22 protein-coding genes and 1 pseudogene are annotated in these 22,076 nt (G+C 38.7%); 14 read left to right on the top strand and 9 right to left on the bottom strand.

Features of this window, described 5'->3' with window-relative positions:
• Positions 1–28: 28 nt before the first annotated feature.
• A complete protein-coding gene (gene selD, locus H9648_RS08900; RefSeq protein ID WP_191753539.1) occupies positions 29–1,084 on the bottom strand; it encodes a selenide, water dikinase SelD in 1,056 nt (351 codons plus the stop codon).
• Between the two features lie 141 nt (positions 1,085–1,225).
• Between selD and H9648_RS08895 the strand changes: the two are divergent.
• Together H9648_RS08895 and selA are read left to right on the top strand one after the other, a co-directional pair.
• Positions 1,226–1,414 (top strand): annotated as a pseudogene (locus H9648_RS08895) (Rdx family protein); the annotation flags it as partial.
• Positions 1,415–1,466: 52 nt separating this feature from the next.
• The gene (gene selA / locus H9648_RS08890) at positions 1,467–2,846 is read left to right on the top strand and encodes an L-seryl-tRNA(Sec) selenium transferase (RefSeq protein WP_191753538.1); all 1,380 of its coding nucleotides are present in this window, start codon (positions 1,467–1,469) and stop codon (positions 2,844–2,846) included.
• A 46-nt stretch (positions 2,847–2,892) separates the two neighbouring features.
• Here selA and H9648_RS08885 read toward each other — a convergent pair whose 3' ends face one another.
• Positions 2,893–3,033 (bottom strand): small acid-soluble spore protein P, encoded by a 141-nt coding sequence (locus H9648_RS08885; RefSeq protein WP_191753537.1) that lies wholly within the window; start codon positions 3,031–3,033, stop codon positions 2,893–2,895.
• 276 nt (positions 3,034–3,309) lie between these two features.
• Here H9648_RS08885 and H9648_RS08880 point away from each other — a divergent pair, with 276 nt between their 5' ends.
• Positions 3,310–3,567, top strand: coding sequence for a hypothetical protein (locus H9648_RS08880; protein WP_191753536.1), 258 nt, complete (start codon positions 3,310–3,312; stop codon positions 3,565–3,567).
• Here the strand turns inward: H9648_RS08880 and sspO are convergent.
• Together sspO and H9648_RS08870 are read right to left on the bottom strand one after the other, a co-directional pair.
• Positions 3,564–3,734, bottom strand: coding sequence for a small acid-soluble spore protein SspO (gene sspO / locus H9648_RS08875; RefSeq protein ID WP_191753535.1), 171 nt, complete (start codon positions 3,732–3,734; stop codon positions 3,564–3,566). The genes H9648_RS08880 and sspO overlap by 4 nt on opposite strands.
• Before the next feature lie 80 nt (positions 3,735–3,814).
• Positions 3,815–4,003, bottom strand: a complete 189-nt coding sequence (locus tag H9648_RS08870) for a DUF378 domain-containing protein (RefSeq protein ID WP_191753534.1) — start codon at positions 4,001–4,003, stop codon at positions 3,815–3,817.
• A gap of 282 nt (positions 4,004–4,285) precedes the next feature.
• Between H9648_RS08870 and acnA the strand changes: the two genes are divergently transcribed.
• Complete coding sequence (gene acnA / locus H9648_RS08865) at positions 4,286–7,012, top strand: aconitate hydratase AcnA (protein ID WP_191753533.1); 2,727 nt, start codon at positions 4,286–4,288, stop codon at positions 7,010–7,012.
• Between the two features lie 50 nt (positions 7,013–7,062).
• Here the strand turns inward: acnA and H9648_RS08860 are convergent, their stop codons facing one another.
• On the bottom strand, positions 7,063–7,194 hold the full coding sequence (locus H9648_RS08860) for an FbpB family small basic protein (RefSeq protein ID WP_318243506.1): 132 nt from the start codon (positions 7,192–7,194) through the stop codon (positions 7,063–7,065).
• 144 nt (positions 7,195–7,338) lie between these two features.
• Between H9648_RS08860 and H9648_RS08855 the strand changes: the two genes are divergently transcribed.
• From H9648_RS08855 to H9648_RS08835, 5 genes are all read left to right on the top strand, one after another.
• The gene (locus tag H9648_RS08855) at positions 7,339–7,482 is read left to right on the top strand and encodes an acid-soluble spore protein N (protein ID WP_066241162.1); all 144 of its coding nucleotides are present in this window, start codon (positions 7,339–7,341) and stop codon (positions 7,480–7,482) included.
• Between the two features lie 107 nt (positions 7,483–7,589).
• Positions 7,590–8,099, top strand: coding sequence for a hypothetical protein (locus H9648_RS08850; protein WP_191753532.1), 510 nt, complete (start codon positions 7,590–7,592; stop codon positions 8,097–8,099).
• A 68-nt stretch (positions 8,100–8,167) separates the two neighbouring features.
• Positions 8,168–8,404: a small acid-soluble spore protein Tlp gene (gene tlp / locus H9648_RS08845; RefSeq protein ID WP_191753531.1), complete on the top strand. Its 237-nt coding sequence runs from the start codon at positions 8,168–8,170 to the stop codon at positions 8,402–8,404.
• A 375-nt stretch (positions 8,405–8,779) separates the two neighbouring features.
• Entirely contained in the window at positions 8,780–9,202 is a 423-nt protein-coding gene (locus tag H9648_RS08840; protein ID WP_191753530.1) for an acyl-CoA thioesterase, read from the top strand.
• Positions 9,202–9,501, top strand: coding sequence for a hypothetical protein (locus H9648_RS08835; protein ID WP_191753529.1), 300 nt, complete (start codon positions 9,202–9,204; stop codon positions 9,499–9,501). Before H9648_RS08840 ends, H9648_RS08835 begins: the two co-directional genes overlap by 1 nt.
• Here the strand turns inward: H9648_RS08835 and H9648_RS08830 are convergent.
• Positions 9,498–9,791: a HesB/YadR/YfhF family protein gene (locus tag H9648_RS08830; RefSeq protein WP_191753528.1), complete on the bottom strand. Its 294-nt coding sequence runs from the start codon at positions 9,789–9,791 to the stop codon at positions 9,498–9,500. The two genes, H9648_RS08835 and H9648_RS08830, sit on opposite strands and share 4 nt — an antisense overlap.
• Before the next feature lie 181 nt (positions 9,792–9,972).
• On the opposite strand from H9648_RS08830, the gene H9648_RS08825 reads away from it, so the two are divergent.
• The gene (locus H9648_RS08825) at positions 9,973–10,599 is read left to right on the top strand and encodes a uracil-DNA glycosylase family protein (RefSeq protein ID WP_191753527.1); all 627 of its coding nucleotides are present in this window, start codon (positions 9,973–9,975) and stop codon (positions 10,597–10,599) included.
• A 10-nt stretch (positions 10,600–10,609) separates the two neighbouring features.
• On the opposite strand, the gene H9648_RS08820 is transcribed toward H9648_RS08825, so the two are convergent.
• On the bottom strand, positions 10,610–12,022 hold the full coding sequence (locus H9648_RS08820; protein ID WP_191753526.1) for a Na+/H+ antiporter NhaC family protein: 1,413 nt from the start codon (positions 12,020–12,022) through the stop codon (positions 10,610–10,612).
• Positions 12,023–12,492: 470 nt separating this feature from the next.
• Here H9648_RS08820 and cshA point away from each other — a divergent pair, with 470 nt between their 5' ends.
• The 4 genes from cshA to H9648_RS08800 all read left to right on the top strand — a co-directional run bounded on the left by cshA (position 12,493) and on the right by H9648_RS08800 (position 18,905).
• Entirely contained in the window at positions 12,493–14,031 is a 1,539-nt protein-coding gene (gene cshA / locus H9648_RS08815) for a degradosome RNA helicase CshA (protein WP_318243505.1), read from the top strand.
• 141 nt (positions 14,032–14,172) lie between these two features.
• On the top strand, positions 14,173–14,673 hold the full coding sequence (locus H9648_RS08810; RefSeq protein ID WP_191753525.1) for a metallophosphoesterase family protein: 501 nt from the start codon (positions 14,173–14,175) through the stop codon (positions 14,671–14,673).
• Positions 14,674–14,734: 61 nt separating this feature from the next.
• Positions 14,735–15,277, top strand: coding sequence for a GNAT family N-acetyltransferase (locus H9648_RS08805; RefSeq protein ID WP_191753524.1), 543 nt, complete (start codon positions 14,735–14,737; stop codon positions 15,275–15,277).
• 106 nt (positions 15,278–15,383) lie between these two features.
• On the top strand, positions 15,384–18,905 hold the full coding sequence (locus tag H9648_RS08800; protein ID WP_191753523.1) for a dynamin family protein: 3,522 nt from the start codon (positions 15,384–15,386) through the stop codon (positions 18,903–18,905).
• A 377-nt stretch (positions 18,906–19,282) separates the two neighbouring features.
• Here the strand turns inward: H9648_RS08800 and H9648_RS08795 are convergent, their stop codons facing one another.
• Entirely contained in the window at positions 19,283–20,737 is a 1,455-nt protein-coding gene (locus H9648_RS08795; RefSeq protein WP_191753522.1) for a UDP-N-acetylmuramoyl-L-alanyl-D-glutamate--2,6-diaminopimelate ligase, read from the bottom strand.
• A 128-nt stretch (positions 20,738–20,865) separates the two neighbouring features.
• Positions 20,866–22,023: an aminotransferase A gene (locus H9648_RS08790; protein WP_191753521.1), complete on the bottom strand. Its 1,158-nt coding sequence runs from the start codon at positions 22,021–22,023 to the stop codon at positions 20,866–20,868.
• Between the last annotated feature and the right edge of the window lie 53 nt (positions 22,024–22,076).

Below are 22,076 nucleotides of genomic sequence, written 5' to 3'. Positions count from 1 at the left end.
AAAAACTCCGAACCCGGAGTTTTTTGTTTTAATTGGCTTTGATCGGTTTTTCAGAGAATGCAAGAACACGCCCGACGATGCTAGCGTCCTTTATACCATTAGTGTGAAGTCTCTTCACATATTCTAGAGCGTCGCTTTCAGGAAGGCTTACGAGTAAACCGCCAGAAGTTACAGCATCACATAAAATCCATTGCTGCCACTCGGAAAGGTCGTTTCCGTATTGGACATCATCTTTTATCCAACGATGATTTGCTTTTGAACCACCAGGAACAATTCCTTCTTGAGCAAGCTCTGATGTGCCTGGTAAAAGTGGAACTCGGTCATAATCGATCACGATCGTAATATTTCCTGTTCCTTTTGCCATCTCAGTCGCATGACCAAGAAGACCAAATCCAGTTACATCTGTGACAGCGTTTGGAGATAGACCTTCTAAACATTCAGCAGCAGTCTTATTCAGTGCTGCCATCGTTTCGCTGACTAGTTGAAGCTGCTCGGCGGAAAGCTTGTCTTTTTTTATCGCTGTGGTTTGTATACCCACACCGATTGGTTTTGTTAACACAAGAACATCTCCAGGTCTCGCACCAACATTTTTATATACTTTTGATGGATGAACAAGTCCTGTTACAGAAAGGCCAAACTTAGGCTCTGAATCATCGATCGAGTGTCCTCCAACCAGCACTGCACCAGATTCCTTCACTTTATCGGCTGCTCCCTTTAGGATTTCAGCAAGAACATCGTGACCGAGAGTGTTGATCGGAAAACCTACTATATTCATTACCGTTGTAGGCTGTCCACCCATCGCGTAAACATCACTAAGTGAATTGGCAGCCGCAATTTGTCCGAACATGTATGGATCGTCTACTATTGGTGTAAAGAAGTCGACAGTCTGGATCATAGCAAGGTCATCCGTTAACTTATAGACTCCAGCATCGTCTGAGGTATCTAAACCAACTAAAAGGTTAGGATCATTTTCACGTTTTGGTAGATGACGCAAAACTTGCGCCAGGTCTTCTGGACCAATTTTACAGCCTCAACCACCTTTTGAGGAAAGGTGAGTAAGCTTAACATTGTCTTTACTTGTCATAATAAAACGACACCTCCTTTTGTTAGTATAAACATTATTTTTGTGAAATGCCTAAGGATATACTAAAATAGTCTTAAAAAAGGAGGATGAAAAATGAAAGTATCTATTGAATTCTGCATGATGTGAAACTTTGCACCAAAAGCCGCGAGTCTCGCGGAAGACCTGTTCAACCATTTTCGTTCTAAAATTTTATCTCTCGAACTGATCCCTAGCTCTGGGGGCGTGTTTGAAGTGAACGTCAATGGCGAAAAGATTTATTCAAAAAAAGAGACCGGAGAATTTCCGGATCATGATCTGATCATACAACATTTAGAAAAATTAATGGCTTAAAAAACGATGCCCTCCCTAAGGGATCGTTATACCCTTAAGGAGGAGCTTCATTTTGTCAAAATCTGATCTACTAAGGCAGCTACCTGCCGTGCATGAGATAGTAAAAGATATCAGTTCTGAAGTGAGTGGCAAACCGGAAAAGGAAATAACACGAGCGGTTCAAGATGCGATCAAACATTGGCGGAAAACTATTCTTAACGACCACCATGCTATTGACTTGAAAACTGGTATCAGAGTACTTGTATTGAATTCAGCAAGGGCAAAATTAGCTCATGCTACAGATCAGATCCTTTCACTGATCAATGCTAGCGGGATCGTTATACATACAAATCTTGGTCGCTCTAGACTCAGTGAAAAAAGCGTAGCGCGGATGAGTGAAACAGCAAGGATGTATTCGAATTTAGAATATAACTTGGAGGAAGGAAAAAGAGGCTCCAGACATGACCTGACAGAGGATTTAATTAAACAAGTGACGGGATCAGAAGCAGCCATGGTCGTGAACAATAATGCTGCAGCCGTTTACTTAATTCTCAAAGGACTAGCTAAAAACAAAGAAGTCATTGTTTCAAGAGGTGAACTTGTAGAGATCGGAGGCTCATTTCGTGTTTCTTCTATAATGGAAGAAAGTGGAGCGGAGTTGCGGGAAGTTGGGACTACGAATAAAACACATTTTTTTGATTATGAACGAGCGATAACGGATCAAACAGGTATGATCATGAAGGTTCACACAAGTAATTTTAAGGTGATCGGGTTCACAAAGGAAGTTTCCTCTAGCGAGTTGATGCAGTTGAAAAAGAATCACCCGGAACTGATTGTTTATGAAGATCTGGGAAGTGGTGCACTCTATCCTTTTCAGTCTGTTGGAATAGGTGACGAACCATTAATCTCCTCTGTTATCAGCAATGGAATAGATGTTGTTTCTTTTAGCGGAGATAAACTTTTAGGAGGCCCACAGGCTGGAATTATTGCAGGAAAAAAGGAGATCATCGACATATTAAAGAAACATCAGCTAGCTCGTGTTTTAAGAGTGGATAAATTTACGATCGCTGCATTAAACGAAACGTTGCAGTCTTATTTGAATGAAGAATATAAAGAAATTCCTACGGTTAGAGATATTTTGAAAACTCCTGAAGAAATCAGAGAAGTCGTATGGAAACTAAAAAGAAAAGTGGAAGATCATTCTTCTTTAAATATCCGAATTCTAGAAGAATTTTCTCAAGTTGGTGGAGGAACGATGCCGGATGTGAAGTTGCAAACTTTTTGTTTAGGGCTTAAACACTTTAAAGGGGCAGATTACCTAGCAAGAGCTTTTCGGAACTATCGGATCCCCATAATCGTGAGGATCAAAGGTGAAGAAGTCCTTCTGGATCTTAGAACGATTTCCGAAGAAGAGCTATTAACACTTGAAGAGGCGATACGGTCTATCGACTAAGAATAGGGACTGACAGAGAATCTGTCAGCCCTATTTTTTATTTGTATTAACTGCCTTCTCCACGATTCTGTCCCGTATGATTACGTTGCTTAACTTTTTTAGAACCACTCATAGGAGCTGGTTGTCCAGGGTTCTCTCCTTTAGGAGCGTTCTTTCGGATATCTTTAAACGCATTATGCTCTCCCATAATAAGCCTCCTATTTTATCTTGCCTTGAAAGCAGTTGATTTCCGCTTCAGGTGCTCGCTTTCCGGGGGGCGGGCGGTGAGCCACCTCGGCGCTATGCGCCCTTAGGTGTCTCACCTGTCCCGCTGATCCCTCAGGAGTCTCACACCTTACACTCCAATCAACTTGTCAATGATGTCTTTGTATGGACACCTAAATCGACAATTGAAAGAGATTTATTGAATAATTATAGATAATATTGGAACGTTAAAGGTATATCAAAACAAAGGATGGTAATTATGCCCTATCATAAAAACAAGCAACAAGCATATCAAGCTGCTGAGCAAGGTTATCACCATGTGATGGATATCTCAAAAACTTTGGACGCGTCAAATAGTGAATATGGTGTTATTTATGCCCATTTTATGACTGAAAACGAAAAGGCTTGTCAACAAATACAGAACGCACTGGAAACAGCTTCTGAACACCAACAGCCGCAGTTAGAAAGCTTTCTAAATGAGCTCCAACAACTTCATAGTCAGTTTCCAAAACCTTAATGTCTTTTCTTCGTTTTCTTGTTGTTTTGACGCTCAGCTTCACTTAACTTTTCATTAGGTAAGGATAATGACTCATTACCGAATTCTGTCTCATATCCAGCTCCCTTACCTTGAGCTTTTGCTGCATTCATTCCAGGACGCGAGTGATTTGCTTTATTTCTTCCCATTTGTTTGTCACCTCCGTTACTTTAGTTTGTGCAATATCAAAAAGAAGAAGCACTCCAAAAAAAGGAGTGCTTCTTTACGTTCAAGATTTATATTTACTGAGTAACAGCCAAACACCAGAAAGTCCGATCAAACTGTATAAAACTTTTGTAACAGTGGTAGCGCTTCCAAGAATTTCTGTCACAAAATTAAATTCAAAAAGACCGATTGCTCCCCAGTTTAATGCTCCGATCAACACGAGTAAACCGGCTAGTTTTTTTAACCATTCCATCCCATTTCCCTCCGATCTTTTTAAGCGTGGTACTTATGGGAAAACAAAAAGAAGTATTACGTAATTTACTATATGCAAGCACTTAGAAACTGGTGATATTTATACCATAAGAAAAACTTATGTCGATTGATAACCATTAACTATTTTACTTATGAAAGGGTTTTACGTATGATAATAGAGGGAAAAAAAGATTTTGTGTAAATGACTCTGTAATTGAACACATTTTTTCGACAATTTTTCTCATAATCGTGTATGATTATTAGTGAAGGGAGAGAGTGGAACATGAAAAGAAATGATGTATTTAATGCCCGTTCTACTTTTGATGTGAACGGTAAGGAATATAGCTATTACCGTTTAGGAGCGTTAGAAGAAGCGGGAATTGGTAACGTATCAAAATTACCCTACTCTGTAAAAGTATTATTGGAATCTGTATTAAGACAATTTGATGGAAAAGTAATCAACAAAGAACACGTTGAAAATCTTGCAAAGTGGGGCACGAGTGATCTAAGAGATATCGATGTTCCTTTTAAGCCTTCACGTGTTATTCTTCAGGATTTTACAGGAGTACCGGCTGTTGTTGATCTAGCTTCTCTCCGTAAAGCCATGAAGGATATGGGTGGAGACCCTTCTCAGATCAACCCGGAAATTCCAGTTGATCTTGTAGTTGACCATTCTGTACAAGTTGATAAAGCGGGTACTCAAGATTCACTTGCTTTCAACATGAACCTTGAATTTGCTCGAAATGAAGAACGTTACAAACTTTTGAGCTGGGCTCAATCTGCGTTTGACAACTACCGTGCAGTTCCTCCTGCGACAGGTATTGTCCACCAAGTTAACTTAGAGTACTTAGCGCCTGTAGTACTTACGAGCGAATCTGAAGGTGAAACTATTGCTTTCCCTGATTCATTAGTAGGTACGGATTCTCATACAACAATGATCAATGGTCTTGGAGTATTAGGCTGGGGTGTTGGTGGAATTGAAGCAGAAGCAGGCATGTTAGGACAGCCTTCTTACTTCCCGGTTCCAGAAGTAATCGGTGTTAAATTAACTGGAACGCTTCCAAACGGAACGACTGCAACAGACCTTGCACTTAAAGTAACGCAAGTATTGCGTGAAAAGAAAGTAGTAGGGAAGTTCGTCGAGTTCTTCGGTCCTGGACTTGCTGATATGCCGCTTGCAGACCGTGCGACCGTTTCAAATATGGCTCCTGAATATGGGGCGACTTGTGGTTTCTTCCCAGTTGATGAAGAAGCTTTAAACTACCTTCGCTTAACAGGAAGAACAGAAGATCAAATTCAGCTTGTAGAAGCGTATTGCAAAGCAAACGGTTTGTTCTACACAGCAGGAGATGCTGATCCTGAATTCACAGACGTTGTTGAAATCAACCTTTCTGAAATTGAGTCAAACTTGTCTGGACCAAAACGCCCACAAGATTTGATTCCTTTATCACAAATGAAAGACAGCTTCAATAAAGCGCTTGTAGCTCCACAAGGAAATGCAGGGTTCGGGCTAACAGCTGATGAGATCAACAAAGAAGTTACCGTGAAGCATCCGAACAACGAAACTTCTACGATGAAAACTGGTGCAGTTGCGATCGCCGCAATTACAAGCTGTACGAATACGTCTAACCCTTATGTAATGTTAGGTGCTGGATTAGTTGCTAAGAAAGCGATTGAAAAAGGCTTAAAAGTTCCTGGCTATGTAAAAACATCTTTAGCACCAGGATCTAAAGTTGTTACACGTTATTTAGAAGAAGCAGGCTTAATGAGCTATATGGATCAGTTAGGGTTCAACCTTGTTGGTTACGGTTGTACAACATGTATCGGTAACTCAGGTCCTTTGGCGCTTGAAGTTGAAAATGCAATCTCTAAGAACGATCTAACTGTAACCTCAGTACTTTCAGGTAACAGAAACTTTGAAGGACGTATCCACCCGCTTGTAAAAGCCAACTACTTAGCTTCTCCACCGTTAGTAGTAGCGTATGCACTAGCAGGAACTGTAGATTTCAACCTTCAATCTGATTCTTTTGGAACAGACAAAGATGGCAACGAAGTTTACTTTAAAGATATCTGGCCTTCAACTGAAGAGATTAATGAAGCGATGAAGAAAGCAGTTACTCCAGAATTGTTCAAGAAGGAATACGAACGAGTATTTGATGAGAACGAACGTTGGAACGAACTGAAGACTTCAGCTGACCAATTATATGGTTTTGATACATCATCAACATACATTCAAAACCCTCCGTTCTTTGAAGAGCTTTCTGCAGAACTTAAAGAGATCCAACCTCTTAAAGATCTTAAACTTATCGCTAAATTTGGAGATTCTGTTACAACTGACCACATTTCACCAGCTGGTGCGATCGGAAAAGATACTCCTGCGGGCAGATACTTGATTCAAAACGGTGTAGAGCCACGCGACTTTAACTCTTACGGTTCTCGTCGTGGTAACCATGAAGTAATGATGCGTGGTACTTTCGCGAATATTCGTATTCGTAACGCTGTTGCTCCTGGTACTGAAGGTGGATGGACTACTTTCTGGCCAACTAACCAAGTGATGAGCATCTATGATGCTGCGATGAAATACAAAGAGAACGGTACGGGTCTTATGGTAATCGCAGGAAAAGATTACGGTATGGGATCTTCTCGTGACTGGGCAGCAAAAGGTACTACATTACTAGGTATTCAAACTGTACTTGCTGAAAGCTTTGAGCGTATCCATCGTTCAAACCTTGTGTTGATGGGTGTACTGCCTCTTCAATTCAAAGATGGTGAGAATGCTGAGACGTTTGGACTTACAGGAAAAGAATCATTCACAGTTTCCGTTGATGAAACGGTTAAACCGCGTGATCTTGTTCAAGTTACAGCTGTTTTTGAAGATGGAACTGAAAAAACATTTGAAGTTGTAGCTCGTTTTGACAGCGAAGTTGAAATTGAATACTATCGTCATGGTGGTATCCTTCCAATGGTACTTCGTAACAAGCTTGCACATTCTTCTCAAACTCAAAACTAATAAAAAAATAAAAAAATCCTTTGCCATTTCGTTTTAGGCAAAGGATTTTTTTATGCTTTTTTCATATGTCTTTCGTCAAGTTTGATCTCAAGCTGTTCAATGTAAGTCTCATCTTTCAGCAGTTGCCTTTTGTTCTCACTCACGAGTTCTTTGAAGTTCATTTTTCTGTTTTTCCTCATCATTGACACCTCTTCATTAGGATAATACCAATATAGCCAAGATAAAATCGAAATAATCAGACATTAAAAAATAATTGCCATTTTACTGATGAATAGATGGTTTTAATTAATGGAAAAGTAAAAAGAAGACGAAAGGAGGTAGGACCTTTGAGTAATCCAAAACGCTTTCCTGAAGATTTCGTTCCAAATCATATCGGCACACAGCCGCGTGAGAGTAACAGCAATAATGGAAAAAAGATGGCTAATAAATCGCATGATCATGCAGATTATGTACCACCTAAAGGGAAATAACATTTACTATCTAAAGATTATCTCTCCATAATTTTTTCTTTTGACTCCCATATACGAAAGATTTTGTCGAAAAAGTGTATGTAGTGAAAGAATTAGGAGGGGTACGTTTGATTACGGCATCTGTCAAACCATTACCTGTATCACATAACAAAGATGATCAGGATTATTTATATCGTCAGTTAGAGATTGAAATGCAGAGATTGGGGCATCTAGTTCCTTTTCGTGAAGAGTTGAACTGGGATAAAGAAATTACAACAATGGAACTAGGAAATGTTGAAACGCTTGAAAAGTTAAAAAAAGCGGCAGCAAAGAACGATGGGGTATTTTTGTTCTATGCCAAGCTTACAAAAGGAACCGTTTATCAGCATATCATCCTGCATCCGAACACAGAAGGGTTCTATCTTCCTTTTCGATTTGAAGAACCCTTCCAGATTACTGTGAAAAACAAAAAATACTGGATCGGTTCATCAATCAGGTTAGCTGAAGAGTTAGCTTGGCTAGAGATCACCATGAAGAATATAGAAGACGACAGTGTAGTAGAATATTGGAAATATCTCACTGACCTTTGTCAATTCAGCGTTCAAAACATGAGTCCTATTCTATTGCAAAAAAACTAAAGAATAATTGGATCGGTTACTTGTACAGACTATGATGGTACGAACTTTTTAAAAAAAGGAGAATCATCATGAACAAACCAAACCGAGACGATCGAAGCAACAATGTTGAACGATTAGAACAAATGGTTCAAAACACAGAACAGAACATGTCAGAAGCTAACCAGACTGCGGCTAACACGGAATTAACTGCAAGCCAAAAAGAGCAGATCAAAGAGAAGAATCAACATAGACAAGAATCCATTGAGCAGTTTCAAAATGAGATTCAAGAAGAAAAAGCTTATAGAGAAGGTAACGACCTTCAATAAGTAAATAAAAGATTGTCTAGATTTGAAAAGGGCACCGCATGTGAAAAGCATGCGAGGCCCTTTTCCTTTATACTTGCTTCTCTATAATTAGTTCTTATATAGGGTTGATTTCTAAAAGAGTGTTATTAATACTATTAAGACATCATTGATACGTTGATTGTAGTGTAAGGTGCGAGACTCTTGTGGGATCAGCGGGACAGGTGAGACACCTAAAAGTTCAGGAGCGCTAGGCGGCTCACCGCACGCCCCCCGGAAAGCGAGCATCCTGGAAAGGAGATCAACAACTTACTTTAGAATCCGGCATATTGCTGGTCTTTTTTTTCATTTTCTACTAAAGTGTTAAGAAAAGACAACACGAAGGGAAACAGATGAAATATGAAATTTGTTGAAAGCAGCGTTGATGTTAGATATGCAGAAACAGATCAGATGGGTGTCGTCTATCATGCAAACTATCTGGTATGGTTTGAAATCGGTAGAACAAAGCTGATTGAACATTTAGGGTTTAAATATGCAGACATGGAAAGAGAAGGGATACTTTCTCCTGTAACAGACATTCAAGCGTCATATAAAAAACCATTAACTTATGGACAAAAAGCTCACATTAAAACAGCCGTAAAAGAATATTCAGGGATCAAGGTTATTTATTATTATGAGATCTATAACGACGATAACGAATTATGTGTTACAGGCGAATCCACTCATGTTTGTGTGAAAAAAGAAAATTTTCGACCAATCTCAATTAAGAAATATTTTCCTGATTGGCATGAAGCGTACCTAGAAATGAGCTCATCAGAATAATGGCATTCGGAATAAAACGTGCTGACTTAAAGAGATGGAAAGAGGAAGTTGAGGGAGGACACATCGCATTCCTAACCCATTTTTGGTATGATCCGCGATTTCCAAAAGCTAAGAGTGTAACAAAAGTAGGCTGTAACAATCGAAAAAAATTATCAGAGTGGGGAAGAACTTACGGTTTAAAAGAAGAGTGGATTCATGAACGAGATGCTTACCCCCATTTTGACCTTATCGGGGATAAGCAAGTAGAGATCATGAAAAGTGAAGGAAGATTTCAAGAACTTCAAAAGTTCTTATACTAATTTTTGTTCTCATTAAAATCGTATTTGATTTCTCCATCCTTAATGGAAACAGTTAGATCATTTCCGTCAAAGAACCATTCATCTTCTTGCTCAATGAAAAAAGTATGATTCTCTACAACAATTTCAGCAGCTGGATGTTTAGGTGTATCTTTTGTAAGTCCTAACGAAAAGCCGTCTTGTACTGTGCTGCATCCTCCAAGGCGAACGAAAAAACGGATGGAATCGTTCTGAGACGCTTGAAGGTCATTGATCACAAAATTTGCAGTATCTTCATTTAAAATGATTTTCAAAGTATGTTCACTCCTTAACAATTACTTTTCAAGTAATGATGATATTGTGGCATACGAATGTCGAAAGCACAATTAAAACGATTAGGTTTTTAGGGGGCGTTGATTTCCATTCCAGGCTGCTCGCTTTGTGCGAGACAGATAAATAGTAATCAACATTTATTGAGTAAAGGAGGCAGATTTGGTGGACATTCATTCTTTCTTTGAAGAAGCATCATCACTTTATAGCGTTCAAGATTTAATTTCTGAACACACGAATATGATTTTTATTTTAGAATCGCCTCATAAAGAGGAGATCAAATCTGGAGTACCTTTGGCGGGTCTATCTGGCAGATCGATGGCAAAAGAATTGTTTGAAGTCGAAGAGACCCTTCCAATGGGAAAGTTGTTAAAACAGTACATAAATGAGAATAAGAAGACAGTGTTCGGAATTGTAAATGTTTGTCCTTTTCCACTGCAAGGTACTGCATTTCCTGATCAAACTTTCGTAAACAGATATAGTGGTGAGATCAAAGTCGCTGAAGCAGTAAGAACGAGTTCAATGAAAGTCTTTAAAGATGAATCCAGAGCCGAATTCGATCAACTTTTACTGCATCATTTCGAAAGTAGATTAACAACATTGCTTACTGAAAATACACTTATCGTTCCATGCGGAAGATTTGCAGAAAAATATGTGAACAAACTGACGAATAAAGAGAGTTTAACCATTATAGAAGGGGTACCACACCCTTCTTATCATTCTTGGTCTAGAGATCGCTACCAAGAAGTAATAAACAAAGTAAGAGAAGAAGGGAAAAAACGAACCTCCTAAATCAGGAGGTTCAAATGAAGAATACAGTAGCTCCATATAGTACAGCTGTTATGGCTGCAGCTATTAGTGCTGGTTTAAGCTTGTATCGTGCATAAGTGATGACGGATAGGTTTAAAATGCGTGCGATCGTGTTCGTATCATCACTTAAAGGCGAAGCGAATGCTCCGAATGTTCCACTTGCAAAGACTGCTCCAATCACAAGAGGCAGTGAAACATCTGCCACTCCTGCCATCGAAACACCGAGAGGCATCAATATTCCCCATGTACCCCAAGCAGATCCGATAAAATAGGAAACGGCACAGCCAAAGATGAAAAGCAAAGGGACGATAACTGATCCAGGAATCCATCCTGCATATGAAGTTACAAAAGCAGAGAATCCAAGTTCTTCAGTAACGGAAGATAAGCCCCAAACTACAGCTAACAGCACGATAACACTCATCAATTCGTTACCACCGAAAATAAATCCATTCAAAAGATCACCTGTTTTCATTTTTTGAAAACGAAAGAAAAGAAAAGTGAATATTGTGGTGAACAACAGTGCGATAAGCATCGCATCCATTACATCTGCGGAAATGAAGGCTGCAAAAAAATTTCCTTTCGTTTTTTTGTAACCATCCCACCAAGTTAACAGTAGAGTAAGGAATACGACGAGAATGAGTGGGAGGAGCAGGTTCCATGGTTTATTTGGAAGTTCCTTATTAACAGCTGGATCACAACTATGCCAATCATCCTCTTCGGTTTCACCAACATCTTTTGGGTCTGTTTCTTCTGTTGATTTTGAATGATGAAAGAAGCTCAGGTAGATCCCCACGATTATCATCACAAAAGAGAAAAAATTAAACGGGATGCTTTGTATAAAAAGAGAATAAGGATCTGCTGTAATATTTTCGTTCTTTAACGATATGTCTACAATGGATGTCATGTATCCAACAAATGCGGTAGCGATCGGTATCAATACAATGATGGGAGTTGCTGTAGTCTCAATAACAAAGCCGAGTTCTTGAGTAGACATCTTTACTTTTTTTAATAGAGCTCTCATGATTGGTGCAATAGTGACGAAACGAAAACTTGGAGCAGCAAAAGTACCGATCGTAGACACATAAGTAAGCAATAAAGCTCCTTTTTTTGTTTCGATTCGGTTAGAAGCTTCTTCTACAAAGCCTTTAATTCCCCCAGAAAGTTTAATCATAGAGATGAGTCCTGAAAAGGCATACAAAAACACTAAGATTTTTATGTTCTTAGGGTCAACCAGTCCTTTCACTAAAAATTGGACCATCTTTTCCAATCCGCCTACGAGGGTTGGATGGAGTAGGTAAGACCCAGTCAACAGACCTGCGATCAAACCTGGGAGAACTTGTCTAGTCTTGATAGCTATAGGAATTACCACTAAGAACGGAATAATAGAAACCCAATTTTGATCCATAAAGAGTCCTTCTTTCATACTGAAGATAATAGTGTTAGCGTGCGATGGTTTCAAAAATTTATTCTTTCATACGGAAGAAAAGACGTTTCATTCAAAACTACATTGGTTAGAATAATACCGTTCAAGTGAAATGTCACATGTTTAAAGAGTTGAGTGAATAAACTTTAAACAGCTCTTTCAATGTAAAGAGTTGCATTTATTAGGTTTACGTGATAAGTTTAACAACGGAATATATATGGACGGAACAAGTTTGAATTACGGATAGCCTTGTAACTATTAACGTTTAATTTTTACGCATATTCACATGGCTAAGCATTTCCCATCAATACTTAATTAGGGAATGCTATTTTATGTGCAAATCATGATGTATTTTGAAAAAACAAATTGGCCGGCACTTTAACATGACAATCCATGCCGGATCCACGAGGTTATCGTAAAACCTTTTTCGTCACAGAAAAGGAGATAGAACATTGACAACATTTCAAGAATTAGGACTAAGTCCTGAGTTGCTTCAATCCATTAATAACATGGGATTTGAGGAAGCAACACCGATTCAGCGTGATACCATTCCAACAGCACTTAAGGGGACTGACCTTATTGGCCAGGCACAAACAGGGACTGGTAAGACAGCTGCGTTTGGTATACCGCTAATCGAAAAAATGGATACTAGATCACGATTCGTTCAAGGTATCGTATTAGCTCCAACTCGTGAGTTAGCTGTTCAAGTAGCAGAAGAACTTAATAAAATCGGTCAATTCAAAGGAATCAAAACATTGCCGATTTATGGTGGACAATCCATTGTTCGACAAATTAAAGCATTAAAAAATGGTCCACACATCGTAGTAGGTACACCAGGACGTGTGCAAGACCACATTAATAGAAAAACATTGAAGCTTGATAGTGTTCATACAGTTGTGCTTGATGAAGCTGATGAAATGCTTAATATGGGATTTGTTGAAGACATCGAAAAGATCTTAGAAAACGTTCCTACAGAACGTCACACGATGCTTTTCTCTGCAACAATGCCTAAGCAGATTCAAAACTTGGCTGCAAAATTCATGAAGGACGTATTGCTTATTAAAGTAAAAGCGTCTGAAATGACTGTTAAGAATATTGAGCAAGAATATGTTGAAGTTAAAGAACGTCAAAAGTTTGATGCGCTATGCCGTTTCATGGATATTCACTCTCCAGAGCTTGCGATCGTTTTCGGACGTACGAAGCGTCGTGTAGATGAATTAGCTGAAGCATTAAGCAAACGTGGATATTCAGCTGAAGGAATCCACGGTGACCTTCCGCAAGCTAAACGTGACAAAGTGTTACGTGCGTTTAAAAACAACACGATCGAAGTTCTTGTTGCAACAGACGTAGCAGCTCGTGGTCTTGACATCTCTGGTGTATCTCACGTTTATAACTTCGATATTCCTCAAGATCCAGAAAGTTATGTTCACCGTATTGGACGTACTGGACGTGCAGGGAAGACAGGTTATGCATTAACGTTCATCACGCCACGTGAAATCGATCACCTATACACGATCGAAAAAATTACGAAGCGTAAAATGGTAAAATGCACCATTCCTTCTGTATCAGAAGCAATGGAAGGACAACAGCAGATCACGCTTGAAAAGTTGATGGAAGTTGTTGGAGAAGATAACTTTAACGGTTATAAGCAAACAGCAGTTGAGTTACTAGAAGATAACGATTCTGTAACACTTTTAGCTGCAGCGCTTAAGCTTCTTACGAAAGAACCTGATACGACTCCGATCAATCTTACAGATGAGCCGCCACTATCAGTTAAAAAGAGACGTCCTAATAATCGTTTCTCTGATCGTAGACGTTCTGGAGGAAGCCCTAAAAGAGAGGGTGGAGGCGGAAGAGATAATCGCCGTTCTGGATACTCTAAAGGCGAGCGCAGTGGTTCTCGCGATGGTGGAAACCGCAGCAGCACCGGCAGCCGTGATCAATCATATCGTTCACAAAAGCGTGTTCGAGAAGATTTTAAAAACAGATAAATCATACATGAAGCAAGGGAGAAAGTCTCCTTTGCTTTTTTTGTTTTCGTTTCCTAACTATTTTTAAATAAATCATATGAAAGATCAATATGAAAAATACAGCCCTGCAAGCTGGTTGCCAATGAAAAGAGGTTTACTGAGTTGAAAAAAATCCTAATAATTTCTGATACACATATGCCGAAAAAAGGAACGGTATTTCCAGAACCCATTCTAGACATTGTAAGAAAGGATATTGATTACATTTTTCATGCAGGAGACTGGACAACTCAATCTGTTTACGAAGAACTCAAAACGTATGCGCCTGTTTATGGAGTAAAGGGGAACGTAGACAAAGAGGATTGGAGCAAAACTCTGCCCGAAAAAGTACTTGTTTCTATTGAAGATGTAAAAATTGCAATGGTTCATGGCCACCTAGGCAAGGGAAGGTCGACACCAGAACGTGCATACAGAGGATGTGAAAGAGATTCTGCTGACCTGATTATATTTGGTCATTCTCACATCCCTTTCCATGACCTATACGGGAGAACGGTCCTTTTTAACCCCGGTTCGCCAACAGATAAAAGAAGGCAAAAGCAGTTTTCATATGGCATTGCAGTTATCGATCAGTCAACGATCACACTCAATCATCATTATTTTTCTTGATGCATGACAACCTGTAAAGAAGACATAATAATACAATCACAACTTTTGGAGGAATAAAGCCATGCCAAATGGGGACAACTTCTTCTTTACAGCAAAAAATGGGGAAGAGATCATCTTAAGGCCCGTAGAAGAAAAAGATGCAGAAGATATCACACAACATGTAGAAGCGATCGTAAAAGCCGGTAGATACCTTCAAAAAGAGGAGCCTCATTCCGTTACAGAAGAGATTGAGTTTATTCATGAGGTTAAGCGTAAGGGGAATTTGTATACAGCGGTCGAACGGAACAAAAAAGTAGTAGGGATCGCTAGAGTGCTAAGAGGGGAACTTCAAATGAAGAAACACACCGGTGTTTTTAGAACTTGGATTCATCCAGAAGCACAGGGCCTAGGTATTGGAAAAGAACTTCTGGCTCATACGTTAAAATGGGGAGAGAATAATAATTTACATAAGATATGGCTTACTGTTTTTTCTGGAAACGAGAAGGCAGTAAAGGTTTATGAAAAAGCTGGTTTTATTATAGAAGGAAAGCAAAGAAATCAAGTGATCATAGAAGGCAAATTTGAAGATGAATATTTTATGGCATATTTTTTTCAACTCAACTAAAAATAAACTCATTCGGATTCCAAGATAATAGATAATCAATGGTGAAATCGCTATCATATATATGGTAAAGTGGATAGTGATACAGTATTGAAGACAGGTGGATACGATGAAGTCAACTGAAAAAGAATTATTGATAACAGAAAAACAGAGATTGATCGGATTATATGAAGCGTTTCAAAACATGGACAATCGAAAAGAAGAAGACCAATTAAGCAAACTATTCCTTAAAGTAGCGAAGGAAGAGTTTGCTATAGCTTTTTGCGGGCATTTTTCTGCAGGAAAATCAAGCTTGATCAATGCACTCTCAGAAACAGGCATTCTTCCGTCCTCTCCGATTCCTACGAGTGCAAACATCGTTAAGATGGTAAGAGGAGAAGAAAGAGCAGTTGTTACGCTTAAAAATAAAAAAGTGGTTACATTTCACTCTCCATATGACGTAAATGAGATAAAAGAACTCTGTAAAGATGCAGAGCTTGTTGAGGAGATTGAGATCTATTATGGCGGTGATGAAAAGAACGTAGAGAATATCGCTTTTTACGACACACCAGGAATTGATTCGACCGATCCTCTCCATAAGAAAGCAACAGAGAACGTTGTTTATTTAGCAGATCTGATCTTTTATGTAATGGATTATAATCATATACTCTCTGAGACGAATATGGAATTCATCTCATCATTGATTCAAAGAGGAAAAGATGTCCGGTTAATCGTTAACCAGATTGATAAGCACCGTGAAGAAGAGTTGAAGTTTACATCTTTTAAGGAAAACGTTTTTGAATCGTTTCTTTCTCTAGGAATTCCAAAAGAGCACATCTTTTTCACAAGTGTTAAGAAGCAAAATTTATCCCATAATGATCTAACTGCTCTTATGGCTTATATTAAAAGAATCGAGCAAAACAAGGATGCTCTTCTATTAAAACAAGTGAATAATCAGCTTCAGCATTTTGTGGATGATTTTGTAGAAAGAACAGAAGAAGGTTTAGTAACCATTGATGTTGTTAGTCAAAGATTAGCTTCTCTTTCACAAGAACATGAAGATCTTTCAAAACAGTTATCTCAAGAAAAACAGGTCATCATTGAAAAAGAAGAAAGTGTTAAGGACCAACTTGTTACTATTTTAGAATCAGCACAACTAATGCCTTATGAGACGAGAGAAAAAGCAGGCTCCTTTATCGAATCTGCCAAAAAAGACTTTAAAGTTGGGATCTTCTTTTCTAAACAGAAAACAGAACAAGAACGAACTGTTCGAACAGATGCGTTACTAGAAAGCCTACAAAAGTCAATCGATGCTCATATCAATTGGCATGCTCAAAATTTTATAAGCTCTCTTCAAAAAGAAGTGGACCATACCCTTCCAGATTGGGAACCGATAAAAGCTAATAAAGACATGTTACATTCATTCGTCACACCTGGGTTATCTTCACAAGGGCAAGGTCTTTTAAACTATTGCAACAATTTATCAAATGATGTTAAAAAGAAAGCACGTCAAGAAGCTGCAAGATGTATTAATGCTGTTAAAACATGTTTAGACTCAAAAGCAGATCATGTGCTCTCAAACTTAACAGAAGAGATTAACAGGATTGAAAAAGAACTAGAATCTTTGCATCAAGAGAAAGAGATCGCAGAAAACTGGGATGAACAAAAACATGAACTTCATGAGTTGTTGAATGCAGATGTATCTGGCAATCGATCAATAGATGAATATGAAAGAAAGTTTCTTGCTGAATACGAGCCTCTATCGATCGAGATGTTTAAAGAGAAGTTTGATAAAGAACCAATAGAAGATGCAACAGACCAATATGAAGAGGAAAATCAAATTACGTTACACTCTAGTACAGATTCTCTTATAAAAGAAACAGAAAAATTATCTACTGCTGTATCATTATTGAAACCGGTTAGAGGGCTCTCACACGTGGCTGCGGAGATGGAGGAACTTCAAGAGAGACTTGATAAACGATCGTTTACGATGGTTCTCTTTGGAGCGTTTTCAGCAGGGAAATCATCTTTTGCGAACGCATTATTTGGTGAAAGTATCCTTCCATCTTCACCAAATCCTACGACAGCAGCTATTAATGAGATACGATATCCAGATCGTGAGCATCACCACGGTTCGATCATGATTGAGATGAAGAGTGTTGAAGAACTAACTAAAGAGCTCAACACCCTCTTAAAAACTACAGATCAGGAATTGAAAGAGTTACTGAATTCATCAGATAAGAGACTGACCTCATACAGAGCAGGTTACGCGTGGGCGAACGATCATTTAGGAGAAGTACTAAATAAAGAGATCTCTGAGATCGGCGAATATGCTGCAGATGAAACAAGAGCTTGTTTTATCAAAAAAATTACGATCTATTACAGCTGTCCGTTAACAGAAAAAGGTCTTGTACTTGTTGATACACCCGGAGCGAACTCGATTCATTCCCGCCATACTGAAGTCGCGTTCGAATATATGAAACATGCAGATATTATCATTTATCTTACTTACTTTAACCATGCGTTTTCATATGCAGATCGAGAATTTTTGATTCAGTTAGGAAGAATAAAAGATACCTTCTCATCAGATAAGATGTTCTTTGCGATCAATGCTGCTGATCTTGCTGAAACAGAAGAAGACAAGAACGATGTTGTCCATCATGTGAAGAACAATCTGCTTACTTTCGGAATCAGAAATCCGAGGTTATTCCCGGTTTCTAGTAAAAACGAACTGATTGCAAGTAAGCGTGCAGAAAGCGGCTTTGATGCATTTTCATCCAGCCTAACTCAATATATTGAACATGAGCTGGAAAATGCCATGATCAAGAGTGCAAGATCGTCCGTTACACACGCAAGCACGGTCATGGAGAATATGATTAAAGAAACCATTCACAGAATGGAAAAAGAAGACGAATATTTAGAGCGTCTTCAGAAGAGAGAAAAAACACTGATTGAATTCAGTAATGATTATATTACAATATCGAAAAAACAATTTCTTCAAGAACAAAAAGAACTTTTGTATTATATCAAACAGCGTGTAATGATTCGTTATCATGATTTTTATAAAGAGACGATCCATCCGGCCGCGGTTCAAAGTTCGAAGGACGCTTTAACTCAATGCATTGGAGAACTTTACGGAAAGATTTCGCATGATTTGCATCAGGAATTTAAGGCATGTTCGTTACGTTTAGATCATTGGATACAAAAAGACATGAAAGAAAAAGTAGCTCATTTGATCTCTAAAGCAGATCAAGAAGGTGTGAGTTTGCAAGAGAGAAATGAGACGGGTGATCTGTTTAGAACTCCATCCTTTTCTTTAGATTTTGAGGTGCAGGATGAATCGAAACTGAAGAAGTGGCTATCTTATTTTAAGAATCCAAAGCAGTTCTTTGAACAAAATGGTTCGAACGAATTGAAGAATCACCTTGTTGATGAGATCGACAATGAAGTGGAAAATTGGTTGATGGAAGCTGATAAGAAACTTACTCACCATTATGAAGATGTGTTGATCAACACAGAAAAAGCATTTAAAACACACATGATCAATCAAGTTGTTCACTATTTTGAAGAATTGAAGCAGCCTGGTGATCTAGAGGCAAGAATCCAAGAGTTAAACGACTCACTAACACAGATTAGAAAGCTTGAAGAATAATCTTTCTAAAACGCTCTGCTTTGCTTGTTGATTGAAGTGTAAGATGCTGACTCTCCGCTAGGACAGGTGGGCAGTCCTAAAAGTGGAAGTTGCTTGTCCAGCCTCGACAAGCAAAAGGTGAATGGATTAAGATGGCGCTCTTTGCCTTCATGGTCTATTTTACTTTTGACCTCGAGGGGCTAGCCACTGCAACTAAGGAGGTGAGACACTTAGGAGTGAAATGTCCGAATGTGGCTCACCGCCTTCCCCGTGGAAAGAGTGTATCTGAAACGGAAATCAACTACCTCTAAAAACAACAAAGTATACGAATAAAGCGTTAACAAATAAGAACAGCACTCTTTTCGTTTAGGGTGCTGTTCTTATTTGAAAACGATATTCTATATTAAAGTCGGTTTGTTTAAGGATTGGTATAGCTCAACAGAAGCAAGATCAGACATTGAAGGGTGATTGTACGTTTCTTTATACTTTTCAGGCCCTTTACCCGTAATGATTACTACAGAATTTGCAGGAGCTTCTTTAAGAGCAAAGAATATAGCATCGGTCCGATCTTCAATGATCACAGGCTGGTGAGAAGTTCTAGGAATCGCTTCTTCCGTTTCAAGAAGTAATTGATTACGATCTATACCGTTTAAGTCATCTACTGTTAAGATGGTCTTCGTACTGTATTCTAATGAGATCTTAATCATATCAGTCCGTTTCGATAAATCTCTGTTTCCTCTAAATCCAAAAACGTGATAAAGAGGACGTTCTCCCGCTTTTTTGCTCGCGGCTTCAAGCACTTGAGAAACTCCATCAGGAGTGTGCGCATAATCAACGATAACTTCTGTCCCGTTATGAAGTGTGATCTCTTCAAAGCGACCGGGAATTCCTCCGAAACTTTTTAGATATTCAACAGAGTTCTTTATCGGTATCCCATAATCTAATGCAGCGGCGATCGCAGCAGTCGTATTAAGGGCGTTATATTCTCCTGGTAATGGTAATGAAACAGTCACCTGTAATGTTTCATGCACAAGGTTAAAAGAATAAATTCCGACGTCTTCAATATAAAAATCATCAGACTTTCGTTTACCATAGGTCCAAATCTGCAAGTCATTTTTTGACCGCAGTTCATCCCTTAACCGCTTGCCATACTCACCTTCACTGCAGATAATGGCCGTCCCTTTATTTTTCAAGTATGAAAATAATTTAGATTTACAGAGGAAGTAGGACTCCATCGTTCCATGATAATCAAGATGATCATGTGTTAGATTTAGAAAGATCGCTTGATCATACGTTATCCCATCGATCCTATTCTGTTCGATTCCATGTGAACTAACTTCCATTACAACTACATCATCATCGCTTTCTAAAAGCATCTTCTGCAGGGTAACAGGATCTGGTGTGGTATGTGAACTTTTCACAATTTCGGAATTGATATAATGATATACCGTACCAAAAAGAGCAGAAGTAATACCGTGAACATAGAGGATATGATGTAATAAAAAGGATGTTGTTGTTTTACCGTTCGTTCCTGTAACGCCCGTCATCTTATGTTTTTTATATGGCTCTTCATAAAAGTAGGAAGCGGCAAGACTCAATAAACGCTTCGTTTCTTCAGCATATATATAAACACCAGGACCTATGTTCTCATCATATTCACCGATCACAGCTGCCGCACCATTATCAAATGCTTCTTGTATGTACTGATGGCCATCAGCTTGAACACCTGAAATCGCAAAAAACAAGTTTCCGGGCTTAACTTTTTTAGAGTGGGATGTAATGCCTGTGATCTCAGGATCATCCTCCATGATAGGTTGTATCGATAAGTGATTTAATAAAGCTTTTAACTTCACAAAAACGCATCCTTTGAATAAATTAATTTTAGTTTTTTTCTAATTTAAGTTCTTATTCAGAAACTTTAAATTAACCGTAATATGTTTATGTTAACTTATTCGAAAAAACTGCCCAGTTTGAGGGCAGTTTACGTAAGGGAATTTATAAAGTTTTCTATGCCATCCATTCCTTTTTTTAACTGTTCCATAGAAGCTGCATAGGAGATGCGGATATACCCTTCTCCAATAACTGTAAATGCATCACCAGGTACAACAGCAACTTCTTGTTCTTGTAAAAGTTTTAACGCAAATTCATAAGAAGAGAGTCCATATTTTTTTATGGAAATAAAGAGATAAAATGCTCCGTTCGGTTTTTCAAACATAAATCCCATCTTGTGAAGTCGTTCGTAACAATAATCTAACCGTTCTTTATAAGCGTTACGCATATCGAAAGCATCATTTTTACCGTCCGTTAATGCCCGGATAGCAGCTGCCTGAGAGATGGTCGAAGCACAAGTGACATTGTATTGATGAACCTTCAAAACATGCTGCATGAGATTACTTGGCCCGAAAAGCAACCCGATTCTCCAACCTGTCATGCTGTGTGATTTTGAAAGTCCGTTGATCACAAACGTTTTTTCACGCATGCCTTCATAGTTCGCGATCGATCGATGTACACCCTCGTATTTCAATTCACTATAGATCTCATCAGATACTACAAAAATTTCTTTGTTTGAGAAGTATTGAGCAAGAGCCTGTAATTCATGTTCCTCCAAAACAACACCTGTTGGGTTAGAAGGAGAAGGGATGATGATAGCTTTTGTCCTATCAGTAATGTGTTTTTCGATTAGTTCAGGTGTCACCTTAAATCCTGTTTGTGTTGTATCAATATAGATAGTATTCGCACCGCAAAGAGTAATTACGGGTTCATATCCAGGATAGATGGGAGCAGGAAGAAGTACATCATCGCCTTCACTCAAGATGGTTCGCAATGTGATATCAATGGCTTCACTTGCTCCGGCCGTTACAATGATTTCAGACGCGGGGTCATAAGTAAGAGCATATTTTTCTTGTAGGAAAGAAGAGGCTGCTTCTCTAAGTTCTATGTATCCTGCGTTATGAGAATATACCGTTTGATTATTATGTATCGCTCTTATCGCAGCTTCTTTTACATGCATAGGGGTCGGAAAGTCAGGTTGTCCTAATGTTAATGAGATGGCGTTTGGGAACTGAGTCACTTCATTAAAGAATTTTCGAATGCCTGAAATTTGTATGTTTTTAGCTCTGTTGTTTAATAATTGTTCCACAAAAAGTAACTTCCTTTCTTCATATCGCACCAATTGAAAAATTAAAGGTTGCC

The organism is Fictibacillus norfolkensis (assembly GCF_014836645.1).
GTDB lineage: Bacteria > Bacillota > Bacilli > Bacillales > Fictibacillaceae > Fictibacillus > Fictibacillus norfolkensis.
This window is presented reverse-complemented; position numbering and strand designations above follow the sequence as displayed.

Bases quoted from the DNA above. Each gene is read 5' to 3' on its own strand.
- H9648_RS08800 (WP_191753523.1), top strand. From the start codon at position 15,384: ATGAAGTCAACTGAAAAAGAATTATTGATAACAGAAAAACAGAGATTG.
- H9648_RS08835 (WP_191753529.1), top strand. From the start codon at position 9,202: ATGGCATTCGGAATAAAACGTGCTGACTTAAAGAGATGGAAAGAGGAA.
- H9648_RS08805 (WP_191753524.1), top strand. From the start codon at position 14,735: ATGCCAAATGGGGACAACTTCTTCTTTACAGCAAAAAATGGGGAAGAG.
- acnA (WP_191753533.1), top strand. From the start codon at position 4,286: ATGAAAAGAAATGATGTATTTAATGCCCGTTCTACTTTTGATGTGAAC.
- H9648_RS08880 (WP_191753536.1), top strand. From the start codon at position 3,310: ATGCCCTATCATAAAAACAAGCAACAAGCATATCAAGCTGCTGAGCAA.
- tlp (WP_191753531.1), top strand. From the start codon at position 8,168: ATGAACAAACCAAACCGAGACGATCGAAGCAACAATGTTGAACGATTA.
- H9648_RS08870 (WP_191753534.1), bottom strand. From the start codon at position 4,003: ATGGAATGGTTAAAAAAACTAGCCGGTTTACTCGTGTTGATCGGAGCA.
- H9648_RS08820 (WP_191753526.1), bottom strand. From the start codon at position 12,022: ATGGATCAAAATTGGGTTTCTATTATTCCGTTCTTAGTGGTAATTCCT.
- H9648_RS08860 (WP_318243506.1), bottom strand. From the start codon at position 7,194: ATGATGAGGAAAAACAGAAAAATGAACTTCAAAGAACTCGTGAGTGAG.
- sspO (WP_191753535.1), bottom strand. From the start codon at position 3,734: ATGGGAAGAAATAAAGCAAATCACTCGCGTCCTGGAATGAATGCAGCA.
- H9648_RS08885 (WP_191753537.1), bottom strand. From the start codon at position 3,033: ATGGGAGAGCATAATGCGTTTAAAGATATCCGAAAGAACGCTCCTAAA.
- H9648_RS08840 (WP_191753530.1), top strand. From the start codon at position 8,780: ATGAAATTTGTTGAAAGCAGCGTTGATGTTAGATATGCAGAAACAGAT.